This window comes from Bradyrhizobium sp. CCBAU 45394 (assembly GCF_028128655.1).
GTDB classification, from domain to species: Bacteria; Pseudomonadota; Alphaproteobacteria; order Rhizobiales; family Xanthobacteraceae; genus Bradyrhizobium; species Bradyrhizobium diazoefficiens.
Genome location: NZ_LBIX01000143.1, coordinates 1 through 23948, shown reverse-complemented (window position 1 = coordinate 23948; position 23948 = coordinate 1). Strand labels below are relative to the sequence as shown.

The following is a 23948-nucleotide window of genomic DNA, read 5'->3' as shown; positions in this document are numbered from 1 at the left end:
TCTCCTTCAAAATCCGACTGCATCACGCAGGCGGTACCACGTCTCGACGATGGGGACGGCCGGCTTCGCGAACGCCTGGAATCGATGACTCGGGAAGACAAGGTCGCTAAAGGCCGATTGCCCGTCCGCCTTGCCGAGGATCTGCAGCGCGATCTTCCTTCCGAAATGAGTGGAGCGCGATACGCCGGTCCCGCAATAACCCATCGCGTAGTGGATGCCTTCAGGCGACCGGCCAAGGTGCGGAAATTCGTCAAAAGTGTAGCCAATAAGTCCGCTCCATGCGTATGAGACTTTTATCTCTCCCAGCATCGGAAAGGTGCGCAACAAATCGCGCGCGAGATGCGTATAAGCCGCGAGAACGGAGTCTCGTGCAAAGTGATTGGAGCGGCCGCCCCATATAATGCGGCTCTCATCCGGAGCTGGACGAAAATAGAAGAAGACGCGATTCGTATTTCCATACGCGCGCCTTGTCGGCATTAACGCCCGGAGAACATCGGGAGCCATTTGTTCGGTAGTAATTTGAGCGGAGCGGATCGGGACAATTCGTTTGCGAAAGAAGCCCCCGACGTTCTTGGTATATCCGTTGGTGGCGACGAGAACGTCGCGGGCTTGGACGGTGACGTTATCGAAATGAACTGCGTGGCTGTGTTTTTCTGATGAGATGCCGCGGACGGGCATATTGCCGTACACAGCTGCCCCGGCTTCCAGGACCCGATCGAGAAGGCCGGAATGATACTTGCCGGGATGAAGGCTCGCATCCATCGGCAGCACGGACCCGCCGTGAAACAACTCGGTACCGATCTCTTTGTATTGCTCGGCTCGGCCGACCATAAACGAATCGACGCCAGCGTACTGTTTCAGATCCTTCATATCGCGCGCCATGGCCTCGTAGTGTTCTGGGCGCATTGCTCCACGAAATCGGCCACAGCGAACGAAGGAGCAGTCGATGTTCTCTTCCTTGATCAGGGTTTCGATACCATCGAGCATCTCAACTCCCTCGCGGAGCAACTCGATGGCTTTTCGCTCGCCTTGCATCTCTATGAGCGTCTTGACGCGGAATTTCTGATTGCCGCTGCCGATCTGACCTCCGTTGCGGGTGCTTGCGCCATAGCCAGGCACCGAGGAATCCACCACGAGCACCTGCCTTCCTGCGCGCGCAAGTACAAGGGCGGCAGACAGCCCGGTAAATCCTGCTCCTATGACGACAATGTCAGCCTTCTTGACGGGCGTAGTCCATGGGCCGGAGCGCGGCGGTGCCGCGCGCCACCAATAGGGCGTGGCTTGTGTCGTCCAATATTTCGTACGCCCCTCCGATAGATCGGAGAGCCGAATTCCAATCGGCTCGAGCTGCGAGTCTCGGTTCGAAGAATCTGCCATCGCTCGCGTTTTCCTCATTCATGGTCATAGTTATTTGCAGATGATAAAAAGAACTTGCATGAGAAGCAAGTGTGTCGTATAGGCAGATTGCCGGTACGAAATAACTTGCCGATAGTGCGAGAAAGATCGGCAAGGAAACGTCTTCGAAGGAGAAGTTCACATGCACATTTCCAATGCGTGGTCCGGCGCGCTCGCACCGGGTAGCCTTGCAACTCCGGCTGGCCTTGACCTGTCCATGGCGCAGGCTTTCCTCAAGCAGGTCGGCGTCCGCTACGTTCTCGCGCAGTTCGTGGATTTGCACGGAGTGGCGAAGAGCAAGTCAGTGCCGGTCCAGCACCTGGAAGACATGTTGACTGATGGCGCTGGCTTCGCGGGCGGCGGTGCCTGGGGGCTTGGGCTGCTTCCGCATGAGCCTGAGTATATGGTTGTCTGCGAGCTGGATACCCTGACGGTGACGCCCTGGGCGCCTGGTTACGCGCGAATGATGGGAGTCGGGACTGTGAAGGGCGCTCCGCATCCCATCGACACGCGCAATGTCCTGAAGAAGCAGGTGGCGCGGCTTGGCGAGCGCGGCTGGACTCTGAATACCGGGCTGGAGCCCGAATTCATTCTGTTGCGCCGCGACGCCGAAGGAAAGCTCATGCCATTCGATGGGACTGATACGCTCGCAAAGCCCGCGTACGACTACCGAGGTCTTATGCGGGGCCGCGGCTTTCTGGAGCGCGTCAGCGAGTCGCTGCAGGCGGTTGGAATCGACGTCTACCAAATCGATCATGAGGATGCGAACGGACAATACGAGATCAACTTCAAATATGCAGATGCACTAAAGACCGCCGACCAGATCACGTTGTTCAAGATGGCTGCCTCCGAGATCGCGAACGACCTTGGTGGCATCTGTTCCTTCATGCCCAAGCCTCGAAGCAACTCAACAGGAAGTGGTATGCACATCCACTGCTCGATTGCTGACGGCGACGGGCGTAATCTTTTTCACGATGATACCGATCCAAGCGGCATGGGGCTTTCGAAGCTTGCCTACCACTTTCTCGGCGGCGTCATGGCTCATGCCAAGGGGCTGACAGCTCTCCTGGCGCCAACCGTAAACTCCTATAAGCGGCTTGTGGTCGGGCGCACAGTGTCCGGCGCGACCTGGGCGCCTGCGTTTATTGCCTATGGCGACAATAACCGTACCGCCATGGCCCGCATCCCATATGGCCGCATTGAAATTCGCACCGGCGACAGCAGCATGAATCCGTATCTTGCCACCGCGGCGCTAGTTGCCGCCGGGCTGGACGGTATTGATCGCGGACTCCATCCGGGCGAGCCGAAGAATGTGAACTTCTACGGCATGTCGCTCGATGCAATTCGCGACATGGGTGTCGAGCTGCTCCCGCAAACCTTGTCCGAGGCCTTAACGGAGCTTGAGGCGGATGCGTTGTTTGCGGAAGCGCTCGGACCGCAACTCATCGATGAGTTTCTTACGCTGAAGAACTCGGAATGGCTGGAGTACCATCGGCACGTGTCTGACTGGGAAGTCGAGCGTTATCTCAGCTTCTTTTAGCTTTCGTTCCTACTGGAGATCACGATGTGTGGAATTGCAGGACTGTTTATCAAGGGCGCCCGGCTGCAGCCCGAGCTTGGAGCTTTGCTCGCCGAGATGACGTCCACTTTGTGCAGCCGGGGCCCGGACTCGGCCGGCTTCGCGCTTTACACGGCAGACAGTCCGGGCAGGACCAAGCTTACGGTGACCTCACTTGCCGGGCGCGCCGACTTTGAGACGCTTGCCGTGCTTCTCGGCCGTTCGATTGGTGCTGCTGTCTACTTCACAAACCGGCATACGCACAGCGTCTTCAGCGTGCCTGCCGATTTGGTCGGTCAGTGCCGCTCCTGGCTCGCCGAGAACGCGCAAGACCTTCGTGTCCTGAGCGAAGGTGCCAATCTCGAGATTTATAAGGAGGTTGGCTATCCCGACGATGTTGCCCGGCAGTTCAATATCCAGTCGTTCTCCGGCACTCATGGTATTGCTCATACCCGGATGGCGACAGAGTCGGCGGTGACCACTACCGGAGCGCATCCGTTCTCGACTGGCGCCGACCAATGCCTCGTTCACAACGGCTCGCTTTCGAATCACGCTTCACTTCGCCGGGAGCTCCTTCAGGATGGGATCGTTGCGGAAACCGAGAATGATACCGAGGTAGCCGCAGGCTACATCACGCGAGAATTGCGCCGAGGCAGGGCTCTGGGCGACGCCCTGAAATCCACCCTCAACGATCTCGATGGCTTCTTCACTTTCGTGGTCGGGACCAAGAATGGCTTCGGGGTGCTGCGCGACCCGATCGCATGCAAGCCTGCCGTTATGGCCGAGACGGACGACTATGTGGCGTTCGCTTCTGAATATCGCAGTCTCGCCGCGCTTCCCGGAGTAGCTGACGCGCGTGTCTTCGAGCCCAAACCGGCGACGCCTTATTTCTGGGAACACTAAAATGAATCAAGTCGAGATTGGCTCCTGGCCGCTCCGCGATCTCAAGACGAGCCCAGGGGCATCGGATCCGCTCATGGAAATCGACCTTTCCGCTCTGTCGCTCCGCGAACTCAATGCGCGGCTTCAACAGCTGAAAGTGCCGACGAACGAGACGTTTTGGCGCGTGCTCAATCCGAATGGCGCTCACGCCATCGCCGTCGGCCTCGATGCGCCCATCAACATCGAAGTCGCGGGGCATGTCGGCTACTTCTGCGGCGGCATGAACAAGCATGCTCGCATCGTGATCGAGGGCAATGCCGGTCAGGGTATTGGCGAAAACATGATGTCCGGGCTCATTCATGTGAGGGGAGATGCCAGCCAATCCGCCGGAGCCACCGGACATGGCGGGCTCTTGTTGATCGAAGGCAACGCTGGCGCACGCTGCGGCATATCGATGAAAGGCATCGATATCGTTGTGAAAGGCAGCATTGGGCACCTCTCCGCCTTCATGGGCCAAAGCGGCCGCTTGGTTGCATTCGGCGACGCCGGCGATGCTTTGGGAGATTCGATTTACGAAGCGCATATTTACGTGCGCGGCAAGGTCGAGGGTCTCGGAGCCGACTGCATCGAGAAAGAACTACGTGACGAGCATCGGGCGGAGTTGTTCGCACTGATCGAGAGGGCCGGCGAGGCTCACAAGATCGATGTATCAGAGTTTCGCCGCTATGGATCGGCTCGCAAGCTCTACAACTTCAATATCGACAATGCCGGGGCCTATTGATGACCATTCTTGAGAAAACGTGGGGGTACATCCCGCCGCGTCAATCTGCAACCTTCGACGCGCATTCGATCGCGGAAATACGGCGTGCCGCCGCCACCGGGATCTATGACATCCGCGGTGGCGGGACGAAGCGAAAAGTCCCTCATTTCGACGATCTTCTCTTTCTTGGCGCCTCGATGTCACGCTATCCGCTCGAAGGATATCGTGAGCGATGCGAAACACGCGTGGTTCTCGGTACGCGCTATGCAAAGAAGCCCCTTCATCTGGCAATTCCAGTGACGATCGCCGGAATGAGCTTCGGTGCTCTTTCGGCGCAAGCCAAGGAGGCACTTGGCCGGGGCGCAAGTCTCGCCGGCACGTCGACGACGACAGGTGACGGTGGCATGACCCCTGAAGAGCGCGGGCAATCAAAGATGCTCGTGTATCAATATCTGCCATCGCGCTATGGAATGAATCCGGACGATCTTCGCAAAGCCGACGCGATCGAGATTGTGGTGGGGCAGGGCGCCAAGCCAGGCGGGGGCGGAATGCTGCTTGGCCAGAAGATTTCGGATCGCGTCGCAAAGATGCGCTCTCTGCCGATGGGTATTGACCAGCGTTCCGCCTGCCGGCATCCGGATTGGACAGGCGCGGACGATCTGGAGATCAAGATCCTCGAACTGAGGGAGCTTACGGGCTGGGAAAAGCCGATCTATCTGAAGATTGGTGCAAGTCGTCCCTACTATGACGTCGCTCTCGCTGTGAAGGCAGGTGCAGATGTCATCGTCCTCGACGGCATGCAGGGCGGTACGGCTGCCACCCAAGACGTCTTTATCGAGCACGTTGGGATACCAATTTTGTCGGCGATCCGCTCGGCAGTTCAATCACTGCAGGATCTGGGAATGCACCGTAAGGTACAGCTCATCGTATCGGGCGGCATTCGAAGCGGAGCAGATGTTGCCAAGGCGCTGGCGCTGGGCGCAGATGCAGTTGGTATTGGAACGGCTGCTCTGATCGCCCTTGGCGATAATGATCCTCGCTTCGAGGACGAATATCGAGCCTTGGGCACCACTGCGGGTTGCTATGACGATTGGCAGGAGGGCAAGGACCCGGCGGGAATCACAACTCAGGACCCCGCGCTCTCGTCCCGACTCGACCCGGTTCTCGCGGGCCGGCGGCTCGCAAATTATCTCAAGGTCATCACTCTCGAGGCGCAGACCATCGCGCGGGCGTGCGGCAAGAGCCGCTTGCATAATCTGGAGCCGGAAGACCTGGTTGCTCTGACGATAGAGGCTGCCGCAATGACGCGGCTCCCTCTTGCCGGGACGAACTGGATCCCGGGCCAGTAGTTGAGCGTGCCCGGAACGAGGGCGTTTGCCGCATTATGCATTTTTGAAGGAGGGGAGTGATGACGAAACTGAAGTTGACGAGACGCAGTGTGGTTGCGGGTGTCGGCGCGGCTGTCGCGATGCCCTGGATTTCGGGGGCGGGCGCGGCGCCCAAGGGCGAACCCATCTTGCTGGGTGTGCCAACCTCGCAGACGGCGGCAGCTGGTGTAGCAGACGATCTCGATCACCTCAACGGGACCACGCTGGCCATGGAGCAGATCAACGCTTCCGGCGGAATATTGGGACGTCCGCTGAAGCTGTTCGTCACCGACGTCGATAAGCTGTCGCCGGAGAGCTGCCAGCAGGCGATCGCAGCCTGTGCTGACGCGAAAGTTCATGCGATCTCGAACGCTTTCGTGTTCGCGCCAATTCCGGCAATGGATGAATCGGCCAAGTACGGATGCCCGTACCTGCAGGGCAACACGCAGCGCGCTGCGACCGAGGCCTTCAAGTCGAACCCGAAGAAGTACAGTCATGTCTTCCAAACTGACCCTTCCGAGGTTCACTACGGCCACACCTATCCTCTCTGGCTCGAGCACGAGGAGAAGCGTGGCGTATGGAAGCCGAAGAACCGGAAGGTTCATATCGTGCAGGAGCAGGTGGCATACTGCCAGACGATCTCCAAGGCCGCTCAGGAGGCGATCAAGAAGCGCGGGAAATTCGAGGTGGCGGCGGTCACCGATATTCAATTCCCCGTGCAGGACTGGTCACCGGTCATTCAGAAGCTCAAGGAAGTGGATGCCGGCACGATCATGATAGACCATTGGGTTGCTGCCGAATATGCTGCCTTCTGCAAGCAATTCGCTGCCGATCCGGTCAAGAATTCGCTCGTCTATCTGCAATATGGACCATCGCAGCCTGAGTTTTTGGAACTGGCTGGATCTTCAGCCAACGGCTTCTGCTGGTCCACCGTGTTGGGAGTCTACGCAGATGAACGCGGAAAAGCCTTCCGCAAAAATTATCAAGCACGCTTTCCCGGAACGATGGGGCTCGTCTACACCGGTAATGGCTATGACATTACACACTGGCTGAAGCTCGCCTGGGAGGCTGTCGGCAAGCCGGAGGATTTCAAGGCGGTCTGCGATTGGATTCGGCAGCACCCTTATCGCGGGGTGTGTGGCTACATGGATCTCAACAACGATTATCAGGAAGCCGCCCACTTCCCGGATGACGGCAATCCGATCTCGGCCCAGGAACTCGAGAAGGGCATGAGCCAGCTCTACGTCCAGGTGCAAGGCGGCCAGCACAAAATCGTGTTTCCGAACGAGATCTCGGAATCCCAATTGCAGCCTGCACCATGGTGGACGTAGTGAACACATCGCAGCTCGGCGCCGAGATGCGCCGACCGCCCGCCCTTTTCGCGGGAGAAAACATCTCCCTCGATCTGGGCGGGCGAGAGATCCTCAGAAATATCAGCCTGAGTGTTGCGCCAGGCGAAGTGCTGGGGATCATCGGGCCAAACGGAGCCGGCAAGACAAGCCTGTTCGAAGTGCTCTCTGGCCGCTTGAGGCCGAAGTCCGGATCTGTGCGCTTCCGGGGAGAGGACGTAACGTCGCTGCCGCTTCACGCAAGAGCTCGCCTTGGAATCGGCCGCACCTACCAGACGCCGGTGGTGCCGGACGAATTGACCGTTGGCCAAACATTCAAGGCTGCGCGGCAGGCTTACAAACCCTATCTGACGCGCTTTGATGCCGAATATGGCGCCGAGCTCGTCGGCCTTGACGTCGATGCGGAAGAGCACACCAGTTCTCTCGAAACGCTTAACAGGCGCAAGCTACTGCTTGCTTGCCTCTTGATGCGCCGTCCTGCGCTGTTGTTGATGGACGAGCCCGCTGCAGGCCTGATCAATTCAGAGGTCGACGAAATCGATCATTTGATCCGGATGTTGTCGAAGGAAATGAACGTTGCGATTATCATCGTCGAACATCGCATCGAATTGCTTGAGACGATCGCCGACCGGGTCATGGTGATGGATGCTGGCGAAGTCATCTCAGAAGGATCGCTCGCAGACATTCTCGCCGACCCCAAAGTTCATGCGGCATATTTCGAAGAGGTCGAAGAAGGATCGCTCGATGGGTGAAGCACGAGAAATTCTCTGCGTGAAGGGCCTTTCGGCGGGCTGGGGACCGCTTCGCGTGATCCACGATCTGGACTTCATTGTGAAGGCCGGAGAGCGGATCGGATTGGTTGGGCTGAATGGCCATGGCAAGACTACCCTGTTCTATGCGATTGCCGGCCTGACCGGATGGCAGCGCGGTTCGATTGTGCTGAATGGAAAGCAGATTGGGCGGACCAGGAGCCAGGGGCCAGGGCGCTATACACACGAGATTGTTAGGCAAGGGCTGGCCTTGATCCCACAGGGCGATGAAATTTTCCATGGCCTCACCGTCGAAGAGCATCTCGATTCCGGCGCCTTTACCCCGCGTTCCTGGAGGGAGCGCACCACGCGTAAAAAGCGCATCTACGATGTCTTTCCGCCCCTGCGAAAGCTCAGTCACGTTCCGGTCGGGCGGCTTTCGGGCGGCGAGCGGCGAATGGTCTCCATAGGCCGCGGATTGATGGCGGAAGCATCGCTGTTCCTCGTGGATGAGCCATCCCTTGGGCTCGCGCCCAAAATCGGCAAAGGCGTGCTCGATGCGTTGATGAACCTAGAGCTCAGCGATTCTGCAATGGTGATTGCGGAGCAGAACATCGCCCTGTTGGAAGGAAGGGTAGATCGCGTCATCGGTATGCACGTCGGCAAGCTGAAGGGTGGTGCCTCGGCCGCGCTGACGCTCAACAGCAATCGGGATCTCTAAAATGAACTGGCCATATGTCCTATCCAATGCGATCGTGCTGGCTTGTATCTATGGCACGCTAGCCATTGGGATATCGATCACTTGGTCCAGCCTCGGCCTGTTGAACCTTGCCTATGGCTTCATCTTTGCCCTCTCTGGCTACGGCGCCTGGCTAACGCATCAGTATGTGTCGGCCTGGACGCCGGGTTCCCTGCACGGCGCAGTCATTATGATCGCGGGAATAGCAACGGGAGCCCTGGGCGGAGTTCTTGTCTGCGCCCTCGCGTTCATCCCCGTCCATGACAAGCCGAATTTCACCATCCGAGGGATGATTGCAACTCTCGCAATCAGCCTCATGGGAAGTCAATTGCTGCTGTGGTGGTTCGGCCCGCGATCAAAAAGTCTGCCGGAGATCTTCGGAGCGAGCAAGTTGACCGTTTTTGGGCTGGTGTTGACAGCCGACAAGATCGGCAACGTCGTCGTCTCGATTCTTATGCTCCTGGTCGTCCTGACATGGATGCGCTCGAGCCGTCGTGGTCTCGAAATCCGGGCCATGATGATGAATCCCCATGCCGCTTCGATCGTCGGCATCGGTGTGCGGCGAACCAGCTTCTACGTGATGGCCATCACTGGTGGCCTCGCTGGCCTGTCGGCCGTTCTTCTCTCCCAAACCTATTATATTCAGCCGTTCAACGGTCTCACCCCGATGATCAAGGGCGTCAGCATCGCCCTATGCGGCGGGTTAGGAAGCGTGCCAGGCGCAGTGATCGCTGCCCTCCTGCTTGGCCTCAACGAAGCCATGACCTCCGTGGCGCTCGGCGGCCAATACGTCCTGATGACGCAGTTTCTTCTCATCATTCTGATCATTTTGGTTCGTCCGCGCGGCATCGCCGGTCTCTTGGACAAGGCACGGGAGGCCTAAGTTGCTCAATCCGGTTCCGAATAGTGCGGCCATGACCGAAGGCTCGGTGGACGAGGTGCGAGTATGGCGCAACCCTCTGACGGCATGGGGGGGCGCGGGCGCCGCCCCCGAGGTGCCGACCATACCGTACAAAGATCCAACTAAGATCTGGGAAACGACGCGCCAATCCAGCGTGCCGCTGCTGCCGGTTGGACGGCTGCGTTACTACTATAAATGGCCAGGTCACGGCGGAAAGCTCTGGACCAAAATCAGGTATTGGCCAACGCGCCGGCGCATTCTTCATATACGCGGGGAATACAATCCAAAGACCCTGCGGCGCGAAAAGACGATCGTTGATAAGCGCCCGATTTGGTGGGTGCTCGGTCTGCTTGCTCTCATGATCGCCCCGGCGGCCTTTCCGGCGTCCCAGCTCAATACGCTTCTTGCCGCCGGCGCTTTCTTCGGAATCTATGCTGCGATCAACCTGTGCTGGATGCTGGTGCTGGGGACCGCGAGCATCTTTTCACTTGCGACCTACGCGGTTGTAGGAGCTGCGGCCTTCATCACGACCTGGCTGTCGATCGCGCTCGGACTGCCCTGGTGGGCCCTTCCGCTCATCGGGAGCATTATCGGGTTGTTGTTCGGAGTCTTGATTGCCATTCCAGCGACCCGTCTGGATGGTTTTTATTATGCGCTCCTGACACTCGGGCTGAATGAGTTGTGCCGGGTGTACTTCGTGCAGTCGAAGATATTCGGGTCCGCAACCGGCGGTCTCTACGGCGCAGACACTTACGTTCCGAAATCATGGTCTCCGCTTGATCAGTCCATGTTGGGCTACTACGCAGCGCTCGCGCTGATGTGCGGAGCTTTGTTGCTCTACCGCATGGTGGACGGCCGCAGACTCGGCCGCCTCTTGCGCATGGCCCCCGAAAAGAGGGAAGCCTTCGCAGAGGCCACGGGGGTGGACTTCCGCCGGGCTCGCATTCAAGTATTCGTCGTGTCCTCAATTGCGCTCGGATTCATCGGCGGCTTCTATGCCGCCCATTATCGGGGCGTGGGATTCTCAATCTTCAGCTTCGATACAGTCCTGCTGGGCCTAGCGATGCTTGTCATCGGCGGCATCGGAAGAGCTGAGGGGGCAGTGGTCGGAACGGCGATCGTGGTCTTCCTGGACAAGGTTTTGATCAGTTGGGGACCTCTCAGGCTCTTTGCCATCGGCATCATCATGTTGCTCGTCGTTCTGTATCTCAGGAACGGATTATTTGGAATCAAGCAGCAGTTCCGGGCTTGGAGAGACAAGAAGAAGAGCGAGCGGCGCTCTGCGCGAGCGGAGAAAGGAGGCGAAATGTTACCCGAAGAAGCCACTGAAACCAGCAACAAGGACATCGTCTATTGGCGTCGCTATGACAAATTACAGCGCGACTACCTGAAGTCTCTCGTCTGTCCCGAACTGCTCGAGGAACACAAGCGCAACCCTCTTGGTCAGCACAGCGAGGCGCTGGAACGGCTCCTGCTCTACTTCCGGCGCCAGCCGCTACCGGACAAATATGCGATCCAGGTGGTGCAGCCCTTCAAAGCTTACCGGATCGTTGCGCTTTCCGGTCATCGCGGCGTACCGCCCCGTGTGGTGGAGGACAAGCTTTATCCCTCCCAAAACGAGGCTTACCACGGCGTGTTCATGCGGCGTGTCCAGGACCTCTTGGAATCCTGATATCGATCATCTTGTAAGGCGGGGACATACACATGGCTCAGATCAAGCTGTTTGGCTACACGGATCGGATTTCGGTCAAACCCGGCGAGGCTGTCACCTTCCACGTCAGCGCGGATGGCACGTCCGCCGCGGACGCTCAACTCGTGAGACTCATCCATGGCGATGAAAACCCCTTGGGACCGGGCTTTATCGAGGAAGAAGTGCCTTGCGAAGCCAATGGCCGTTGGCGCGTTGAAAAACAGTATACGCAGCTCGGTTCCTTTCTGACGGTTGAGGATCCACACAAGAAATTAGCTCTCGAAGGAAGCATGACGCTCTTCGGGTTTGTTTTCGTTGGACTGCCTGGGGATGGGCGTCGCCAATGCCTCATTGGGCGATGGAATAACGACAAGAGCACTGGCTATTGCCTGGGGATCAATCAGGAAGGCCATCTGGAATTCTGGCTCGGCCGAGGCGATGAGGTCGACTATCTCAAGACCGAAATACCCCTGCTGAAAAAGACCTGGTACTTTGTGGCTGCTACGTTCGATGCAAAAAGCGGAAAGGCTACAATCCACCAGGAATCAGTGACAAATCGCTACAATGGCTTGCTCGGAGGCGTCGCTCCGATCGACTACCGCTCGCATGTTGCTGAGACATTTCGGTTCAGGCAGAAAAATCTCGATGACACGCCGTTTTTGATCGGCGGCTCGCGCGATTTCCACGAGCTCCGTGGCTCGTTCGTGTCGCAAAATTTCTCTGGCAAGATCGACAGACCGGGTATCTACGATCGCCCGCTCAGCCGTGGCGAGCTCGAGAAGCTTTTGAAGGGAGAACTCCCACCGCTTGACGGTCTTGTCGCCTATTGGGACACGACCGAGGGATATACAGATTCGGGTATCGGAGACACCGTTGTCGATATCGGCCCTCATAAGCTGCATGCCAAGGGCTATAACCGGCCTGTGCGCGCTCAAACAGGATGGAATTGGAGTGGCCGAAACGATTGCTTCAGATTGGCGCCCCGCGAATATGGTGGGATCGAGTTTCATCATGATGCGATGATCGATTGCAATTGGAAGCCGACAAGGACGGCCCGGCTGCCCGAAACACTGCGCTCTGGGATCTACGCGATGCGTTTGCGAGCGGGCGACGGCAAGGGCCTCGGCGAAGAATACGTCGTATTCTATGTCCGCCCCAAACACGCCGAGGCTAAAGTCGCGTTTCTGGTGCCGACCGCAAGCTATCTTGCCTACGCAAACGAGCATCTGAGCTTTGATGCTGACATCATTCAACCAATGACGGGGCAGCCCCCGATCGTTTCTGAAATCGATGTCGAGATGTACAAGAACCTTGATTTTGGGCTTTCGACTTACGATTGCTGGGCGGACGGCAATGGCGTTTGCTACAGTTCATACCGCCGGCCGATCGTGAACATGCGACCGAAGCATCGTATGTCGAGCATGGGGGTACCGTGGGCCTTTCCAGCAGACTTGTCGATCATCGGATGGCTTGAGCACAAGGGCTATGACTACGAGGTGCTTACCGACGAAGATCTGCATCTTGAAGGCGTCGAAGCGCTCAAGACCTACAGTTGCGTGCTCACGGGGACCCATCCCGAATATTACTCAGAACGAATGCTGGATGCCACGGAGGACTATATCGCCGGAGGTGGCCGCTACATCTACATGGGTGGCAACGGCTTTTATTGGAACGTAGCTTTCCGGGAAGACGAGCCCTGGACGATGGAGGTTCGGAAACTTGATTCGGGCATGAGAGCATGGAATGCGAGACCAGGGGAGCACTACCTGGCGTCGACCGGTCAGAAGAGCGGGCTGTGGAAGAACCTGGGCCGTCCACCCCAGAAACTGGTAGGCATCGGCTTCATCGCAGAAGGATTCGAGACCAGCCGCCCCTATCGGCGGATGCCGGACAGCTATCATCGCCAGGTCTCTTGGATCATGGAAGGGATAGAGGGCGAACTGATCGGCGAGGAGGGACTTGCCTATGGTGGTGCGGCGGGCCTTGAGCTCGATCGCTATGATCTAAGCTTGGGAACGCCCCCCCACACCAAGATCTTGGCGTCCTCAGGCGGTCATAGCGATAACTACATGCTCTCGATTGAGGAAATTCTCTATCCTTATCCCGGGCTTGCAGGTAGCCAAGACTACAGGATTCGAGGCGATATCACCTTCTTCAACGCTCCCAACGACGGTGCAGTGTTCTGCGGTGGCTCGATCGCGTTTGGTCAGGCGCTGCCGGCGAGGAACTTCGATAATAATGTGTCTCGACTCCTCAGCAACGTCGTTGATGCATTCATCAAGGCTGGACCGCTGCCGGGATCTCTCTGGATCAGCGAGGAGAAGCAGTGGCGATAATCAAGACCAGCCAAACCTTCGTCCCATCCCCAATGTTTAGGCAGGGGCTTACAAGACGCCTCAACGGTCAGGACAAAGAACGTGAGCAAAACAAAAAGAGCGGCCCACAAGAGTCGACAGGTTAAGAAAACCACGGTCAAGGCTGCCAATCCTCCTGCAGAGGAGGCAATTGCAAAAGCGCCGATCGACGAGCGCATGGGTGCAGCCATACGACGTGCCCGGCTCGAGCGGGGGTTGAAACTGACGGAATTGGCGTCGGCAGCAAACATATCCGTTCCCATGATCAGCCGGTTTGAGAACGGACTGTCCACGGTGAGCCTTCCGCTGCTTGAGCGCATCTGCATCGCCCTGGGCACGGACCTCTCGACGCTCTTTCGTGAAGTGGAACAAAGCAGCGGAAGCGCACAGTTGATCAAGGCGGGCCATCAGATGGAGGTGGTCCGCTCAGGAACGAAGCACGGGCACACCTATCGGCTGCTCTCTTATAACAAGGGCCCTCGCAAGATTTTCGAGCCCTTTCTGATCGACATGGACAAGGAAAGCGAAAGCTATCCGCGCTTTCAGCATCCGGGCACCGAGTTTATCTACATGCTGAGCGGACGGATGGAATACCGCTTTGGTGACAAAACCTTCCTTATAGAGCCAGGTGACGCGTTCACTTTTTCCGGCAATGTGCTCCACGGGCCAGAAAAGCTCCTGGATGATCGGATCCAGTTCATCACAATCATTTTCTATGCCGAATAGTACGACGCTGCGTGGTTCTCCTGCGCGCGTGTCGGGACCTCTTTTTCGCAACACCTCGCACTGGCGACCTCTGGTCTCGCGAGCGGCGAGTTGATCAATCGGGCGTTCCCTCTGACTGCGAGGACCTCAGCGTCCTCGCTTTTTTTTTCGCACAGCTCACCTCCTCATCGATCTCACGTTATCCGGGCCAGATCAAATCGACTTGCACCACATCACAATCTCTTGCGCATTATGCAACAAGGGTGTATGACAAACCTGCCGGTACTCTCGGCCAACAAGAGCGGAACGTCGATCGTCGATCACCGCCAACGGGACCACAATCTTGGGCAGGAAAACCACCGAGGCCAACAGCGCAATGCTCAAACATCCGGCACGCGCAGGCAGCGTCCGTCCCTCCCAACGTTGATCCCTGACTAGGAATTCCAGCAGGGCTCATTCCCGAGCCGCACAGCAGGGACGCGCGAACTACAACCGAGCGCCCAGCGCGAGGTCATGTCCAATCGTGGATGTGTCCACGCGTGATTTTCTGCACGATCATTCGAAGAGACAACGACATGCAAGTTCCGATCAGGTCGATCCGAGTTTCCTCCAGACTAGAGGGCCGATTGGCCCTCTCTTTTTTTACTGAGGGCCGAATCAACGATGCCACGGCTTGAAAACATGCGTATGCCCGGAAAGGTCGCCCTGATCGCTCTTGGGCTAGGAACCGTCATGGCAGGCTTGGTTGCTTACATGGCGCTGCGAATGTTGGCGATCGATTGGGCCTATTCCGATATCGTGACCAGGATCGATACATCAGCGAGCATGGTAGCACGCGTTGCCACCCGAGCCGAGACATACAGGGCGACCTCATTTGAGCTTCTGACTGAACTGACGGATGGCAACAAATCCCAATTGCTCGCGTTGGCGCAGGAAAAGTCGAGCAGCGTATTGCAGGCGCTCGAGGAAGTGCAGTCGGCCCTGCCCGAAAGGGCTGCGGCAATCGGCCAAAGAAGTGACGAATTCCGCCGAGCGCTTACCGTGTGCCGCCGGGCCATTGAGTTTACAACGGCCCTTTCCGCAGCGGGCTCGGATAACGCCAAATCTGCAGCAAAAATGCGCGGACAATGCAACACAGCTCTGCAGGGCGCCGTCGCATCCCAGGCTACATTGGTTGAAGATGTCGTCGCGTTCGCGAAGCTCAAAGCAGAGCAGCAACATGATGAAGTGACTTCAGAGATCCGGTTCGTTGTCATTCTGGCAACGATCGCCAGCGTGATCGCGATTGGCGCGGCACTCGCATTGGGCATATTCGGCATAGCGCGGCCGCTGGCTCAACTGGTGCATCTCTTAGGCCGTATGGCCAACGGTGAGCAGGTCGATTTTACGGAGTTTCGTCGACGTGATGAGATCGGTGACGCGGCGAGAGGCGTCGAGGGTGTCAACCGAATGCTGCTGAACAAGGCGAGGCAAGAAGCCTTCGAGAAGGGCGAGCAAGAGAGGTCGGCGCAAGAGCAACGCAGACGAGAGATGCAGCATCTGGCCGCGCAGTTCGAAGGTGCCGTCGGCCAGGTGGTGGACACCGTCTCCTCAGCGTCGACCGAGCTGGAGGCATCGGCAAACAGCCTCACAAGATCCGCGCAGCATGCGCGTGATTTGTCGATCGTCGTCGCGAGCTCATCAGAGGAGGCATCGCACAACGTGCAGTCGGTTGCTTCGGCGGCGGAACAGCTTTCCGCTTCGATCAACGAGATCAGCCGCCAAGTCCAGGAATCGGCAAACCTGGCCGGGGAAGCAGTCGCGCAGGCGAAATCGACGACGAACCGCGTCGGCGAGCTGTCCAAGGCAGCGACGCGGATCAGCGATGTTGTCGGGCTCATCAACAGCATCGCAGCTCAGACCAATCTACTGGCTCTCAATGCGACGATTGAGGCGGCGCGAGCGGGGGACATAGGCAGCGGATTTGCGGTCGTTGCAAACGAGGTCAAGGCATTGGCCGAGCAAACCGCGAAAGCGACGGGCGATATCGGCGAGCAGATCTCCGATATCCAGACCGCAACGCAAGAGTCGGTCAGCGCGATCCTCCGCATCAGCCAGACTATCCAGAGATTGTCTGAAATCGCCTCCTCAATTGCCGCAGCTGTTGAACAGCAAAGTGCCGCAACGCGCGAGATCTCGCGAAATGTGCAGCAGGCTGCCGACGGAACCCGTCAAGTATCAGTCAACGTTGCCACGGTGCGTCAAGAAGCAAACGACACGGGCTCGGCATCCTCTGAAGTGCTAGCTGCTGCTCGCTCGCTTTCAGCCGAAAGTTGTCGACTCAAAAGCGAGGTTGATAGCTTTCTCACCTCGGTACGTGGTTCGTAACGACTGGCAACTTCTCTCTGGCGCACAACATTTCCCATCGTCTCACAAAGCAACACCTGATGAGAATAATTCTGCTGAGCCAAGGGGCTCCGACCGGAGCGCAGGCCGCCCAATTGAGCCAATGTTTAGGGCTTCCGTACTTGTCTGCCGACAGCGTGTTGGTTGCCGAAGGGGAGCGTGGCTCAGCCGGGAAAGGATTAACATCTAGTGGAGAGCGTGAGGCCCGCACCCCGAGTGACGCATTTACCTTGGCTCTCCGTCACAGTTTGTTGTGCTCTGGCACGGAAAAAGGGTTCATTCTGGATCGATTGCCGCGAACCGTCGAGCAGGCAATTGCACTCGATAGATTGATGCTTGAAGAAGCCCTTGAGATCGATCGCGTCGTCCTGTTTGTCGACGGTATCTTAAGCCGTCGCGAGAAAATGGCACCGCAGGTCGTAAACGATGGGAAGCGACAGCAGCCAAAGCTCGGTAGCCTCTCCGGGGTTGGCAAGGATCTCACTGATTATTATCAAGCGAAAGACCTTCTAACGAGCCTCGACGCGTCGCAACCCGCTAACATTGTTGCGGCGGCACTTTTCGAGATAATTGGCGTGCGGCTCTAGAGAGCCGAAAGTAAGCAGTGAAAGTTGCGCATGTGGACGACGCACGAGCTGTCGTGTTCCTGCCATTGAAGGACCTTGCCGCGACAAGATCAACGATCGGCATGGCGCCATACGCTTCGCTCATGCTGCCGGCTGTAGGGAGGATACGATGGTTAAGCAGTTCGGAGTAACGGCCGATAGGATCTATGACATACCGGCGGAATGGGCCAAGCGGGCCTGGGTCGACCAGGCCAAGTACAAGGACATGTATGCCCGCTCGATCGCGGACCCGAACGCGTTCTGGGCCGAGCAGGCCAAACGTATCGACTGGATGCACGCGCCGACCAAGATCGAGAACGTCTCCTTCGCGCCCGGCAACATCTCGATCAAATGGTTCGAGGACGGAATTCTCAACGTCGCCCATAATTGCATCGACCGGCATCTGCACAAGCGCGGCAACCAGACCGCGATCATCTGGGAAGGCGACGATCCCTCGCAGTCCAAGCACATCACCTACAAGGAGCTGCACGACGAGGTCTGCCGGATGGCCAACATCCTGCGCACCCGCAACGTCAAGAAAGGCGATCGCGTCACCATCTATCTGCCGATGATTCCGGAAGCGGCCTACGCGATGCTGGCCTGCGCGCGGATCGGCGCGATCCATTCGGTGGTGTTCGCGGGCTTCTCGCCTGATTCACTCGCGCAGCGCATCAACGACTGCCAGTCCAAGGTCATCATCACGGCGGATGAAGGCCTGCGCGGCGGCAGGAAGGTGCCACTAAAGGCCGATGTCGACGCAGCGCTCGCCAAGGCCGACGGCGTCGACTGGGTCGTCGTGGTCAAGCGCACCGGCGGCAAGGTCGACATGAACCCGACGCGCGACCTCTGGTATCACGAGGCGGCGGCGATGGTGACGACCGAATGCCCGGTCGAGCACATGCACGCCGAGGACCCGCTGTTCATCCTCTACACGTCGGGCTCGACCGGCCAGCCCAAGGGCGTGCTGCACACCTCGGGCGGCTATCTCGTGTTCGCTTCGATGACGCATCAATACGTCTTCGACTATCACGAGGGCGATATCTACTGGTGCACGGCCGACGTCGGCTGGGTCACCGGCCACAGCTACATTCTCTACGGACCGCTCGCCAACGGCGCGACCACGCTGATGTTCGAAGGCGTGCCGAATTACCCGGACAATTCGCGCTTCTGGAGCGTCATCGACAAGCACAAGGTCAACATCTTCTACACCGCGCCGACGGCGACCCGCGCGTTGATGCAGTCGGGCGACGAGCCCGTGAAGAAGACGTCGCGCGCCTCGCTCCGCCTGCTCGGCTCGGTCGGCGAGCCCATCAATCCGGAAGCCTGGGAGTGGTATCACCGCGTCGTCGGCGACGACCGCTGCCCGATCGTCGACACCTGGTGGCAGACCGAGACCGGCGGCATCCTGATCACGCCGCTGCCGGGCGCGACCAAGCTCAAGCCGGGTTCTGCGACGCAGCCGTTCTTCGGCGTGGCGCCCGAGATCGTCGACGCCGACGGCAAGGTGCTGGAAGGCGAGACCACCGGCAATCTCTGTCTTACCCGCTCATGGCCCGGCCAGATGCGCACGGTCTACGGCGACCACGCGCGCTTCGAGCAGACCTATTTCTCGACCTACAAGGGCAAGTACTTCACCGGCGACGGCTGCCGCCGCGACGCCGACGGCTATTACTGGATCACCGGCCGCGTCGACGACGTCATCAACGTCTCCGGCCATCGTATGGGCACCGCCGAAGTCGAGAGCGCACTTGTCGCGCATGAGAAGGTCTCGGAAGCGGCCGTGGTCGGCTACCCGCACGACATCAAGGGACAGGGCATCTACGCCTATGTCACCCTGATGGCCGGCGTCGAGCCGAGCGACGAGCTGCGCAAGGAGCTCGTGACCTGGGTGCGCAAGGAGATCGGCCCGATCGCCGCGCCCGACCAGATCCAGTTCTCGCCCGGCCTGCCCAAGACCCGCTCCGGCAAGATCATGCGCCGCATCCTGCGCAAGATCGCCGAGGACGAACCGGGGAGCCTGGGCGACACCTCGACCTTGGCCGATCCCGCCGTGGTCGATGACCTCGTCAAGAACCGGCAGAACAGGCGGCACGCTGCTGCCGAAGCATCTGACATTCGATGACGAACGCGCGTGCGCCCCTCGCGCTGGCCGCGGGGGCAACTTCCATCCTCTGTGTCGAAGATGCCTGTTCGTGTTCTCTTACTCAATTCGACGGATCCGCGGCGCAATCGAAGACTGATCTGAGCGCGGTCTTTGGACCTAATTCGTGTGCATCACTATTGCGAGAAATTGTACGTGATCAGCGATCAATCGTTCCGGACCATGGAGAAGGTCGCCAGAGAATGTGAATGCATCACCCGGCTTTAGGTTAAATGTCCGATCCCCGACACGGTATTCCATGCGCCCCTTTAGCATGTAAATGAACTCCAAATTGCCGTGTCGACGGTTCGGATAGCTTCGACAGGGCCGCCCGATGTCGACCAGAAAGGGCGTAAAGCCTTTCGGAGGCTCTTCACAGGGTACGAGTAAGCGGCAGCTATAGCCGGACCGATCACCGAACTTATTGCTGTTTAGTCCATCGGTGACGTTCACAATTTGAGCATCAAAACGCGAGCCACTGCTATCGCTCAGCAAGCTGGGCAGCTCAACTCCGAACGCCGCACATATGCGCTCCAGTACTTCAAGTCCGACCGCAGATCTTCCGGTCTCAAACCGGCTAAGCATCGGAACTGAAATTCTCGCTGCAGATGCAACTTCGGCTAGGGTAAGCCTCCGTTGCAATCTGGCTTGTCTGATCGCCGCTCCAACTCTCTCGCTAATTGTCGCTCCGCCCGCGTGTCCGTTGGACGATCGCGGATGCCCTTTCCTCGATTTGCAGCTTACAACCTCGACGGGGCCCTTGTTGAGCGCCCCATTCATTCTCGTCAAACCACTTCTCCTATAGGAACCAGATCACCTAGGCCGTCGCGGTAACCTGCCGCGGCGATAGCCGACGGCTTTTAGTGATTGCTTGAATTAGCATATCGAGTTGTCGTTTGGTTGTACCCGGTGTGACGACCAGATGGCTGACATCTTGCGTCGCGAGTTGCCATTTGCTCTTGATCGAGTCCTCCACTGGTGGGAAAACAACAGTAAGCGCTTCGGGATTACGCCAAGCGCTCACGTCTATTGAATCTAGCTCATCGACAACCTCCCCGGCTAGTCGCTCGCATCGGGCAAATGCCTCCTTAATGCCGTCAACGCCCAAGCTTCGGATTGCATACCAGAGAATGATTGGAGTTTGAGCGCTACGTGATCCGCTCAAAGTGGTATCGGCAGCGCCGATATAGTCAATGCGCTGGAGCACGCGTTGGACGTTCTGTCGACGCGCTAGGACCACGCCGCATGGCATAGGGGCGCCAAGGAATTTATGGCCACTTAGCGTTATCGAATCGGCACCGTCGCCGAAGTCAAAGGCGGGCTTCGCAGCGAGGAACGGTGCATACGGCCCGCAGAGCGCAGCGTCCGAATGGATGTAGATGTCCTTGATTCCAGCGTCGACCAAAGTTTCACGAATCCGCCGAACATTATCCTTGCCCTCCTTCATGGTCGTACCAATATTCGCCACTACGATGGCAGCTCGGTTTTTGGCGCGAGCAGCTACCTCTGCCAAGTGCTCGTAGCATATCTCACCGCTCGGCTGCGAGCGTACCAGCGAATGTGATAGTCCGAGTAGGCGCACCGCTTTGCTCACGCTATAGTGAGTATCGCGTGAGAAGTATGCGATGCCATTAGGGTACATTTCGCGACCGAGATACATTCCATAGATATTCCCCTCGGTGCCGCCATTGGTCACATAGCCCCAAAAATCATCGAAAGGCGCCCGGAATAAATGGGCAAAGAACTCGACGACCTCGCACTCGAACTCCTTCGAGCTAACGCGATAAGTTCCGGGCGTAAAAGGATCGCCTAAGTTATTACCTGTTAGCTTCATGAATCGAAGCAAACCTTCATAGTTGAAGTCCTTCGCGAAAGGATAGCCTAGGAAAGACTTGTTGGCTTCGTTCATTGAGTCAAATAGTTCGTCCAGTCGATTTTGAGAGTGGGCATCAAGCATTGGGACCCTGCAACACGTTATGTTTTCTTTCATTCGGAACGCTGTGAGCTACCGCGGTTCGCGTAGCATTGGAAAGAAGGGCGGAGACCGTCCAAGTTGCACTTCACTCAAAACCGTCCAGCCGTGCCGCTCATAAAGCCGCACTGCAGCCGTGCTCGTCGCCTCGAGATAGATCTTCCGTTTCGCCGTATCTGATAGTCTCGTTACGTACCGAAGTAGGAGGCCTCCGAACCCCTGGCGCTGATGCATGGGGTCAACGGCGACCATTGTGATGTACCAGAGAGGCCCCTGCGGGTGATGTTTGTCAAAGCACTGGAACACTCGCTCGGTTTCAGAGCGTCGGTCTGATGGTACGCTACTAAGAAGGAAACTCATTAGCCGGGCGTTATCCCGGTCCGCGTTTTCACTCTGCCACAGTAGTGCGGCCTTATCTCCGTCCTCAGCGTACGCAGCGCTTTGCTCCTTGTAAGGATCGCCGCAATAATGTTCGATGAACGCGTCCACGTGCTGGAGGTATCGCTCTGGTTCGGGGTAGAGCCACCGCAATAGGGGGCACGTAGCGAAAGCCGTCTTTAGAATGGCATTGACGCGCCCCCGTTCGTTGACCCCTGCCGGTCTGATGGAGGGCACCCCATCCTCGGTATGTCTCATGTATTGAATTCCTCGATGTCCAACGGCCAGTAGCTGGTCGACTGCCCGAGCGTTTGTGCAAGGACCAGGCCACAACAAACTGCGAGATTTGTCGTGATTCCTTTGTGACCGATGTCGTGTTCGCGACAAGAAAGGTTCCGCAGCGGCCAACGTGTGGCATTCTCGACCCGAGCTCGGCTGCGCCCGCAGGCCAAACGACGTGACGCCGGAATGAGCGATTATCTCTGTTGTCAAGTTGCATTGGCGTAAGAGGTAGGCGCAACGAGCTTTGGCGTTGAGGCGGACGAGAAGCTTTCGGGCAGGCGCGATGCGAATGACCATTTTTCGTTTCCAGCGGCGATCAACCTGTTGCGTGACTCTTTGTGGCGTTTGTCGTAGCGGGCGGCGGTGGCCGCGACGAGAAAGAGGATGGAGTGGCGATGCCGAGGTCATCGCGCACACCGTACCGATTTGATGGCGCGCATCGTTCCGAAATGATCGCGCGCAGTTTCGGATGGTGTGAAGCCCGTTCGTTGATACACTTCTCGGGCGGGAACCAGCTTCGAGAATTGGATGCCGACGAGGAGGGGTGTCATGCGGCAGGTGCGCGAGATGCGTATGACGATCCGGCAACTTCGGCTTAGGCTTCGCTCTCAGACGGAAGTCGACGCAATCGCCTTGGCCCCGTGGGTCGGTCAAAATCCCCCGGGTATGGTCACTTGAAATTCCCCCACCTGATGATCGCCGTCAGCGCCGCTGAACAGCGGTAGCCGGTCAGGCAGGACGTTTACTTTCGGTCCCTTTAGCCAGCAAGGGGACCGGGGAGTTGAACGTCTTGAAGCCACACCTGCAAAGCACGGTATTTACGTTACTCGATCGCAACGCCAGCCAGCGCGAGATCCACAGGCTGACGGGGGTCGATCGCAAGACGATCCGGCGTTACCGGGCGCTGTGGGCTGGTGCGGAGGCAAATTCCCCCGGGGAAGTGACCACCGGCCCGGTGAGCGTGGACGGCCAAATTCCTCCACCCCGACCACCGGCTTTTGGGGTGTCGGGAGCGACGGTCACCGGCAGCCAGGCCCGCTCGGCCTGCGAACCGCATCGGGCATGGATCGAAGAACAGGTCCGCCTGAAGCGGAATGCGCAGGCGATTTACCAGGACATGGTCGATCGATTTGGCTTTCCGTCCAGCTACCAGAGCGTCAAACGGTTTGTGCGCACGTTGCGGCACGCCGATCCCGAGCAGTTTGATCGCCTTGAGTTCCTCCCCGGCGAAGAAGCTCAGGTCGATTATGGCGAGGGCGCGCCGACGGTTGATCCGAAGAGTGGGCGGTACCGTCGTCCCCGCCTGTTCGTGATGACGCTGCGCTACTCGCGGCGGAGCTTCCGGCGGGTGGTCTGGAAGTCCAGCCAACAAATCTGGGCGCAGCTCCACGAAGAGGCGTTCCGATATTTTGGCGGGGTCCCCAGCTATGTCGTGCTCGACAACCTGAAGGAAGGCGTCCTCAAGCCGGATTTGTACGAGCCCGAGCTCAACCCGATTTACAGCGCGATGCTGGCTCATTACGCCGTGGTCGCCGATCCTGCGCGGGTGGCCGATCCCAATCGGAAAGGATGCGTCGAGAATGCGATTCAACATACCCAGGGCACCGCGCTGGCCGGACGGCGCTTCGAGACGCTGGAGGCGCAGAACGAGTTCTTGAGGCACTGGGAGGAGAACTGGAGCTATGCGGGAAGCTGGGTGATGACGGAGTGAGATAGGCGGCGTATCGAGGCGGGTGT

General features: G+C 58.2%; 17 protein-coding genes and 2 pseudogenes. 15 read left to right on the top strand and 4 right to left on the bottom strand.

Annotated elements, in window-relative coordinates:
- Positions 1-6: 6 nt before the first annotated feature.
- Complete coding sequence (locus WN73_RS14475) at positions 7-1377, bottom strand: NAD(P)/FAD-dependent oxidoreductase (protein ID WP_271553402.1); 1371 nt, start codon at positions 1375-1377, stop codon at positions 7-9.
- A gap of 160 nt (positions 1378-1537) precedes the next feature.
- On the opposite strand from WN73_RS14475, the gene glnT reads away from it, so the two are divergent.
- From glnT to acs, 14 genes and pseudogenes are all read left to right on the top strand, one after another.
- Positions 1538-2935 (top strand): type III glutamate--ammonia ligase, encoded by a 1398-nt coding sequence (gene glnT, locus WN73_RS14470; protein WP_271553401.1) that lies wholly within the window; start codon positions 1538-1540, stop codon positions 2933-2935.
- A 24-nt stretch (positions 2936-2959) separates the two neighbouring features.
- Positions 2960-3856 (top strand): class II glutamine amidotransferase, encoded by an 897-nt coding sequence (locus tag WN73_RS14465; protein ID WP_271553399.1) that lies wholly within the window; start codon positions 2960-2962, stop codon positions 3854-3856.
- A 73-nt stretch (positions 3857-3929) separates the two neighbouring features.
- The gene (locus WN73_RS14460; RefSeq protein ID WP_271553407.1) at positions 3930-4616 is read left to right on the top strand and encodes a protein glxC; all 687 of its coding nucleotides are present in this window, start codon (positions 3930-3932) and stop codon (positions 4614-4616) included.
- The gene (locus tag WN73_RS14455; protein ID WP_271553397.1) at positions 4616-5944 is read left to right on the top strand and encodes an FMN-binding glutamate synthase family protein; all 1329 of its coding nucleotides are present in this window, start codon (positions 4616-4618) and stop codon (positions 5942-5944) included. Before WN73_RS14460 ends, WN73_RS14455 begins: the two co-directional genes overlap by 1 nt.
- Positions 5945-6003: 59 nt before the next feature.
- Positions 6004-7293, top strand: a complete 1290-nt coding sequence (locus WN73_RS14450; RefSeq protein WP_271553395.1) for an ABC transporter substrate-binding protein — start codon at positions 6004-6006, stop codon at positions 7291-7293.
- Positions 7294-7397: 104 nt separating this feature from the next.
- Positions 7398-8063: pseudogene (locus WN73_RS14445) on the top strand (ABC transporter ATP-binding protein); the annotation flags it as partial.
- Entirely contained in the window at positions 8056-8781 is a 726-nt protein-coding gene (locus WN73_RS14440) for an ABC transporter ATP-binding protein (RefSeq protein WP_271553393.1), read from the top strand. The pseudogene WN73_RS14445 and the gene WN73_RS14440, both read left to right, overlap by 8 nt.
- 1 nt (position 8782) lies before the next feature.
- Entirely contained in the window at positions 8783-9682 is a 900-nt protein-coding gene (locus tag WN73_RS14435; protein ID WP_271553391.1) for a branched-chain amino acid ABC transporter permease, read from the top strand.
- 1 nt (position 9683) lies between these two features.
- The gene (locus WN73_RS14430; RefSeq protein WP_271553390.1) at positions 9684-11372 is read left to right on the top strand and encodes a branched-chain amino acid ABC transporter permease; all 1689 of its coding nucleotides are present in this window, start codon (positions 9684-9686) and stop codon (positions 11370-11372) included.
- A gap of 32 nt (positions 11373-11404) precedes the next feature.
- Positions 11405-13726: a N,N-dimethylformamidase beta subunit family domain-containing protein gene (locus tag WN73_RS14425; RefSeq protein WP_271553389.1), complete on the top strand. Its 2322-nt coding sequence runs from the start codon at positions 11405-11407 to the stop codon at positions 13724-13726.
- A gap of 81 nt (positions 13727-13807) precedes the next feature.
- Positions 13808-14470 carry a helix-turn-helix domain-containing protein gene (locus WN73_RS14420; RefSeq protein WP_271553387.1) on the top strand — a complete coding sequence of 221 codons (663 nt, stop codon included), beginning with the start codon at positions 13808-13810 and terminating at the stop codon, positions 14468-14470.
- Positions 14471-15112: 642 nt separating this feature from the next.
- Positions 15113-16816, top strand: a complete 1704-nt coding sequence (locus tag WN73_RS14415) for a methyl-accepting chemotaxis protein (protein ID WP_271553386.1) — start codon at positions 15113-15115, stop codon at positions 16814-16816.
- A gap of 59 nt (positions 16817-16875) precedes the next feature.
- The gene (locus WN73_RS14410; protein ID WP_271553385.1) at positions 16876-17421 is read left to right on the top strand and encodes an adenylate kinase family protein; all 546 of its coding nucleotides are present in this window, start codon (positions 16876-16878) and stop codon (positions 17419-17421) included.
- 148 nt (positions 17422-17569) lie between these two features.
- On the top strand, positions 17570-19561 hold the full coding sequence (gene acs, locus WN73_RS14405) for an acetate--CoA ligase (protein WP_271553383.1): 1992 nt from the start codon (positions 17570-17572) through the stop codon (positions 19559-19561).
- A gap of 138 nt (positions 19562-19699) precedes the next feature.
- On the opposite strand, the gene WN73_RS44645 is transcribed toward acs, so the two are convergent.
- Genes WN73_RS44645 through WN73_RS44640 form a run of 3 tightly spaced genes read right to left on the bottom strand, consistent with a single transcriptional unit; the run spans position 19700 to position 21911 of the window.
- Positions 19700-20359 carry a helix-turn-helix domain-containing protein gene (locus WN73_RS44645; protein WP_442870094.1) on the bottom strand — a complete coding sequence of 220 codons (660 nt, stop codon included), beginning with the start codon at positions 20357-20359 and terminating at the stop codon, positions 19700-19702.
- Positions 20360-20396: 37 nt separating this feature from the next.
- Positions 20397-21536: a histidine decarboxylase gene (locus tag WN73_RS14400; RefSeq protein WP_271553382.1), complete on the bottom strand. Its 1140-nt coding sequence runs from the start codon at positions 21534-21536 to the stop codon at positions 20397-20399.
- Positions 21537-21584: 48 nt separating this feature from the next.
- On the bottom strand, positions 21585-21911 hold the full coding sequence (locus WN73_RS44640; RefSeq protein WP_442870093.1) for a GNAT family N-acetyltransferase: 327 nt from the start codon (positions 21909-21911) through the stop codon (positions 21585-21587).
- Positions 21912-22922: 1011 nt separating this feature from the next.
- Here WN73_RS44640 and istA point away from each other — a divergent pair.
- A pseudogene (istA, locus tag WN73_RS14395) lies at positions 22923-23892 on the top strand (IS21 family transposase); the annotation flags it as partial.
- Positions 23893-23948: the final 56 nt, after the last annotated feature.

What these genes read in the sequence shown, in the direction of transcription:
- WN73_RS14475 (WP_271553402.1), bottom strand. Translation starts at nt 1,377, where the DNA reads ATGGCAGATTCTTCGAACCGAGACTCGCAGCTCGAGCCGATTGGAATT.
- glnT (WP_271553401.1), top strand. Translation starts at nt 1,538, where the DNA reads ATGCACATTTCCAATGCGTGGTCCGGCGCGCTCGCACCGGGTAGCCTT.
- WN73_RS14465 (WP_271553399.1), top strand. Translation starts at nt 2,960, where the DNA reads ATGTGTGGAATTGCAGGACTGTTTATCAAGGGCGCCCGGCTGCAGCCC.
- WN73_RS14460 (WP_271553407.1), top strand. Translation starts at nt 3,930, where the DNA reads ATGGAAATCGACCTTTCCGCTCTGTCGCTCCGCGAACTCAATGCGCGG.
- WN73_RS14455 (WP_271553397.1), top strand. Translation starts at nt 4,616, where the DNA reads ATGACCATTCTTGAGAAAACGTGGGGGTACATCCCGCCGCGTCAATCT.
- WN73_RS14450 (WP_271553395.1), top strand. Translation starts at nt 6,004, where the DNA reads ATGACGAAACTGAAGTTGACGAGACGCAGTGTGGTTGCGGGTGTCGGC.
- WN73_RS14440 (WP_271553393.1), top strand. Translation starts at nt 8,056, where the DNA reads ATGGGTGAAGCACGAGAAATTCTCTGCGTGAAGGGCCTTTCGGCGGGC.
- WN73_RS14435 (WP_271553391.1), top strand. Translation starts at nt 8,783, where the DNA reads ATGAACTGGCCATATGTCCTATCCAATGCGATCGTGCTGGCTTGTATC.
- WN73_RS14425 (WP_271553389.1), top strand. Translation starts at nt 11,405, where the DNA reads ATGGCTCAGATCAAGCTGTTTGGCTACACGGATCGGATTTCGGTCAAA.
- WN73_RS14415 (WP_271553386.1), top strand. Translation starts at nt 15,113, where the DNA reads ATGCCACGGCTTGAAAACATGCGTATGCCCGGAAAGGTCGCCCTGATC.
- WN73_RS14410 (WP_271553385.1), top strand. Translation starts at nt 16,876, where the DNA reads ATGAGAATAATTCTGCTGAGCCAAGGGGCTCCGACCGGAGCGCAGGCC.
- acs (WP_271553383.1), top strand. Translation starts at nt 17,570, where the DNA reads ATGGTTAAGCAGTTCGGAGTAACGGCCGATAGGATCTATGACATACCG.
- WN73_RS44645 (WP_442870094.1), bottom strand. Translation starts at nt 20,359, where the DNA reads ATGAATGGGGCGCTCAACAAGGGCCCCGTCGAGGTTGTAAGCTGCAAA.
- WN73_RS14400 (WP_271553382.1), bottom strand. Translation starts at nt 21,536, where the DNA reads ATGCTTGATGCCCACTCTCAAAATCGACTGGACGAACTATTTGACTCA.
- WN73_RS44640 (WP_442870093.1), bottom strand. Translation starts at nt 21,911, where the DNA reads ATGAGTTTCCTTCTTAGTAGCGTACCATCAGACCGACGCTCTGAAACC.